This window comes from Promicromonospora kroppenstedtii DSM 19349 (assembly GCF_000515355.1).
GTDB lineage: Bacteria > Actinomycetota > Actinomycetes > Actinomycetales > Cellulomonadaceae > Promicromonospora > Promicromonospora kroppenstedtii.
In genome coordinates this window covers 13812-18525 of sequence record NZ_KI911606.1, presented here as the reverse complement: position 1 = coordinate 18525, position 4714 = coordinate 13812, and the positions used below count along the sequence as shown (strand labels likewise).

General features: G+C 71.4%; 5 protein-coding genes. 1 reads left to right on the top strand and 4 read right to left on the bottom strand.

What is annotated here, in order from left to right:
- The 3 genes from PROKR_RS03645 to PROKR_RS03635 form a co-directional block, all read right to left on the bottom strand.
- Positions 1–1005 (bottom strand): Gfo/Idh/MocA family protein (locus tag PROKR_RS03645; protein WP_051432638.1); only part of this gene is annotated, 1005 nt, incomplete at its 3' end.
- A gap of 202 nt (positions 1006–1207) precedes the next feature.
- A complete protein-coding gene (locus tag PROKR_RS03640) occupies positions 1208–2431 on the bottom strand; it encodes a glycosyltransferase family 4 protein (protein WP_036959589.1) in 1224 nt (407 codons plus the stop codon).
- Positions 2432–2619: 188 nt separating this feature from the next.
- Positions 2620–3126 carry a MarR family winged helix-turn-helix transcriptional regulator gene (locus tag PROKR_RS03635; protein ID WP_051432637.1) on the bottom strand — a complete coding sequence of 169 codons (507 nt, stop codon included), beginning with the start codon at positions 3124–3126 and terminating at the stop codon, positions 2620–2622.
- Between the two features lie 61 nt (positions 3127–3187).
- Here PROKR_RS03635 and PROKR_RS03630 point away from each other — a divergent pair, with 61 nt between their 5' ends.
- Entirely contained in the window at positions 3188–3556 is a 369-nt protein-coding gene (locus PROKR_RS03630; protein ID WP_036959587.1) for a VOC family protein, read from the top strand.
- A gap of 88 nt (positions 3557–3644) precedes the next feature.
- On the opposite strand, the gene PROKR_RS03625 is transcribed toward PROKR_RS03630, so the two are convergent.
- Positions 3645–4577: a hypothetical protein gene (locus PROKR_RS03625; protein WP_036959585.1), complete on the bottom strand. Its 933-nt coding sequence runs from the start codon at positions 4575–4577 to the stop codon at positions 3645–3647.
- Positions 4578–4714: the final 137 nt, after the last annotated feature.

Here is a 4714-nt window from a genome sequence, read left to right as displayed (position 1 = left end):
GAGGCTGCGGTCCGCCGCCTCCAGCACGTCGAGCACGCGCAGGCCCGCCGCACCGTCGGTCGGGGCCGGGCGTTCGCCGTGGATCGCCGCGGCCAGCTCGCCCACCATGGAGCCGAGCGCCTCGCGCTCCTCCAGGGCGGGCGACCAGGTGTCGCCCAGGCGGTAGGAGATGGTCGCGGCCCGGCGCTCCAGGCTGTCGAACGCCTGGGTCTCCAGGTCCACGCCGCGGTCGTAGACACTGATCCGCTGCTGCGGGTTCAGGTCGTCCCACACGAGCGTGCGGCGCGACCCGCCGATGGTCATCCGCCGCACCTTGGTGGGGCTGAGCCAGTTCACGTGCACGCTGGCCACCGCGCCGCCGGGCAGCGGCAGCACCAGGTAGCCCACGCAGGACTTGCCCGCGCCGATCGGGTCGGCGCCGTGCGCGGCCACCGACTCGGGCTGCAGGCCGCCGGGCAGGATGAAGTCGAGGACCGACAGGTCGTGCGGCGCCAGGTCCCAGAACACGTCCACGTCGGGCTGGACCAGCCCGAGGTTGATCCGCACCGAGTCGATGTACAGGATGTCGCCCAGGTCGCCGCCCGCCACCAGCTCGCGGATCTTGCGGACCGCCGGCGTGTAGCAGTAGGTGTGGTCGGTCATCAGCACCAGCCCGCGGGACCGGGCCTCGGCGACCATCTCGCCGGCGGCCGCCGCCCGGTCGGCGATCGGCTTCTCGACCACCACGTGCTTGCCGGCCCGCAGCGCCGCCAGCGCGATCGCGTGGTGCGTCCGGGCCGGGGTGGCGATGGCCACGGCGTCGACGTCGTCCCGCTCCAGCAGCGCCTCGAGCGACGTCTCGACGTCGACCCGGCCGTTGGCGCGGGCCACGCGGGCCGCCCGGTCCGCGTCGAGGTCGCAGACCGCCGCCAGCTCCCAGCGTTCGGACGCCGCGAAGTTGCGTGCCAGGTTGGGTCCCCAGTAGCCGGCGCCCACCACGGCCGCCCGCAAGGTTCTCTGGTCCATGCTGCCTTCTTCCGGTATCAGCTCGGATCGGCCCGGAGTGTTGTCATCCTGGCTCCGATCAATGTACGTCCCGGCGTGGAGGCGAACCGGCCGGTGCCTTTCGAATTCACCCCTGCGCGGTCTTTTCTCACCCGGAGGGGAGTTTCACCCGGAGGTGAAAGATGAATGCGGGCGCGGCCGCTCAGAATGCCGTGACCGGCATTCAGCCGCGCTCCTCGGACAATGCTCGGGAGCGGCCCGTCAGGCCGTCGAACACCCGCACGTACGTCTCCGCCTGGCGGGACCAGGCCAGCTCGCCCTCGATCCGGGCACGACCGGCCAGGCCCATGGCGCGGGCGCGGTCCGGGTCGTCGAGGATCTCGAGGATCGCGTCGCCGAACGGCGCGGCTTCGCGCCCGGCGACGTAGCGCGCCGCGTCGCCCGCGCTGCGCCGGGTCTCGGTCAGGTCCGTCGCCACGACGGGCAGCTCGTGCGCCATGTACTCCAGCGTCTTGTTCATGGTGGAGCGGTCGTTGAACTCGCTGGGCGGGTCGGGCGTGACACCCAGGTCGGCGCTGGACAACCACCGCCCGATGGCGGCGTGGTCGACTCGCCCGGTGAAGTGCACCCAGAGGTCCAGCCCGCGGCGCGTGCAGTCCGCGCGCAGCTCCTCCAGCGCGTCCCCGAAGCCGAGCAGCGCGAACCGCACGTCGGTCCGCCCGCGCACCTTCACGACGTGCTCGATCGCCGCCAGCAGCCGGTCGACGCCGTCCTGCGAGCCCATGATCCCCACGTAGCAGACGAGGTGCTTGCCCAGGTCACGGGCCCCCGGCTCGGGGTCGCCGCGGCGCATCAGGCCGGCGTCGGGCGTGCTCAGCACCACGGAGCTGCGGCTCAGGTCGACGCTCCCGCGCTCCAGCGCGATCTGCCGGTAGGAGCCGTTGGTGGAGATCACGTGGTCCGCGGTGCGGTACGTCGCGCGCTCCAGCAGGAGCAGGGCCTTGTACAGGAGGTCGCGCCGGCCGAACTTGGCCACGTACACCTCGGGGCAGAGGTCGTGCTGGTCGTAGACGAAGCGCACCCCTCGGCGCAGCCGCCACAGCAGCGCGAGCAGCCAGTAGGTGTCCGGCGGGTTGCAGGCCTGGATCACCTGGAACGGCGCGTCGCGGTGCACCCGTGCCGCGGCCCGCGCCGTGCGCCACCAGCAGACCACGAACTCGCGCACGTAACCCAGGACGCCGCGCGACTCGGGCGGCGGCGGGTACGAGTAGACGGTCGTCTCGTCGACCTGGAACCGGGCCGGCTCGTCGCCGTTCTCCTGCGGGCAGACGACGCTCACCCGGTAGCCGGCGTCCGTCAGGGCGCGGCACTCGGACCTGACCCTGCGGTCGATCCGGAACGGCAGGTTCTGGATGATCACCAGAACGTGCGGAGCGTCAGAATGCATGAGGAAAGTGTTGCTCCCGCAGCCTCCGCCAGAAACCCGGGGAGCGGGTGAACACGGTGATTCACCCGGTGCAGCCGAGAAATCCCCTGGCGTGAGAGATCACCCAGATCTCACCCCGCTCGGCCATTGATATTCGCCGGGTCGTCCGGGCGTTCACGGCGGTGTCCTCGAAAGTAGTTCCTGTTATTTCATCCGGTGTATTGCCGGCCCGTCGCGGACGAGGGCCGGGGAGCGAGCCGCGCGTCGTGGTCGCCGTCGTGCAGGGAATGGATCATGCTTCGCAGGATCCGGAACGCGTCCGACTGCTCGGTCTCGGTCATGCCGGCCAGCATCCTGACCTCGACGGCCCTGACTGCCGCGGTCGCCCTCTCCAGGCTCTGTCGGCCGAGCGGGGTGAGCTGCGTGGGGAGAACCTTCCCGACGCGTGCCTCCGCGGGCCTGGTCACGTAGCCGTCTCGTTCCAGCGCCTGGAGCAGCACGTTCATCGACTGCCGTGTCACGAACGCGCCTCGCGCGAGCTCGGAGTTCGACAAGCCCGGTCGTTGAGCCAGCAGCTCCAGGCAGGAGTAGTGCGTCACGTTCATCCCGAGCGGCCGCAGCACCTCCTCCATGGCGGAGCGGAGCGCACTCGACGCCTCTTTCAGCAGGTAGCCCAGCGACCTGTCCAGGTCGATGCCGACGCCGTCTTGACTCATGTCAGCATTCTGACATAGGTTCCTCCATGTCAGATAACTGACACACACTGGAAGGAGCAGCATGCCCGCCACCGGACCCGACTTCATCTCGCTCCAAGCGCGCGACCTCGACGCCTCGCAGGCGTTCTACGAGCAGTACCTCGGCCTCGTCCGCTCACCGGCCGGACCTCCGCACGCGGTTGTCTTCGAGACGAGACCGATCGCGTTCGCACTCCGCGACGTCCTTCCCGGCACCGATCTCGCATCGGTCGCGCAGCCCGGTGTCGGTGCCGCGATCTGGCTCCATGCCACAGACGTCCAGGCCATTCACGATGCACTCGTCTCCGACGGTCACCCCATCGTGTCCGCGCCGATGGACGGCCCCTTCGGCCGGACGTTCACCTTCGCCGATCCCGACGGCTACCAGATCACTCTCCACGACCGCGTCTGACCGGCCGGGGTACCGCCGGCCTACCCCGAGGACCGCGGTCGCAGCGGCCCTCGTGCGAGGCGCCGTCCCTCCGGCGGCCCAGCTCCGGTCAGGAGCCGGCTCGGCCTGCCCGGCACTCCTCGCGGATGATCCCGACGACGGTCTCGGTGGTGCGGTCGAGATGGCTTCGCCCGTCGTCGAGGCGCGCAGTCGGGCTGATGTAGCTCAGCGGCCCCACGTGGGTCGCGGGCTCGAGCCGGTGCACGCGCACCTTCCCGGCCGCCAGGGCCCGGTTCCACGGGCTGCGCCGCAGCAGCCGCCACCGTTCGGGGAACAGCCAGGTGCTGACCTGCTCGATCCAGTCGTTTCCGCTGGTCAGCCGGTGCACCGTGGCCGCGTGGGTGAGATCGTTGGCGCCGTCGTGGAACCCGCCGAGCGTGATCGCCCACAGCGGGGCGCGCAGTTGCGTCCAGAGCTCCTCGACGGCGCCGAGGGCCATCTGGGCGCCGCCGCTGTAGCCGAGCAGCACGACGGGGATGCCGCTGCCGGGTGCGTAGCCGGCCAGCCGGAGCTGCTCGGCGATCTGCCCGCCCACCGCGTGGTTGTACAGCGGGCGGTAGCGGCGATCGGCCGCGACGAAGGTCTGCATCACGTTGTGCAGGAACAGCGTGATGCCGATGTGCCGCCGCAGCCAGTCCCACACCGGCCGTCCCACCAGCGGGTCGGCCAGCGGGGAATACGGTTGGACCTGGCCCAGCACTCGCAGCTCGGGCGCCCCGGCGATCACGGCCTGGACGAGCTGGCCGCCGTCGCGCGTGTCCGTGAACCGGCGCTTGCCGATGCCGTCGAGGTAGACCAGGTAGGCGTCCGGCGGCCGGTCCGGGTCCGCGCCGCGCGCGTAGGGCAGGTTCGCGGGCAGCACCGGGACCTGGGTGCGCCAGCCGACGGTCCAGACCATCAGCTCGTAGCGGGCGAGCAGGCCCTCGGCCAGCAGGAACGGCCCGATCGCGAGCACGAGGAGCAGGGGGAGCAGCTCGGTCATGCGGGCACCTCCCGCGCGCCGGCCATGAGCCACGCGGTCACCCGCCGGACCACATCGACGGTCGCGGCGAGCCCCAGCCCGGCCCCGGCGACGCATGCGGCCGCACCCCACCAGCCGAGCCCGGAGGCGTCGGCGAG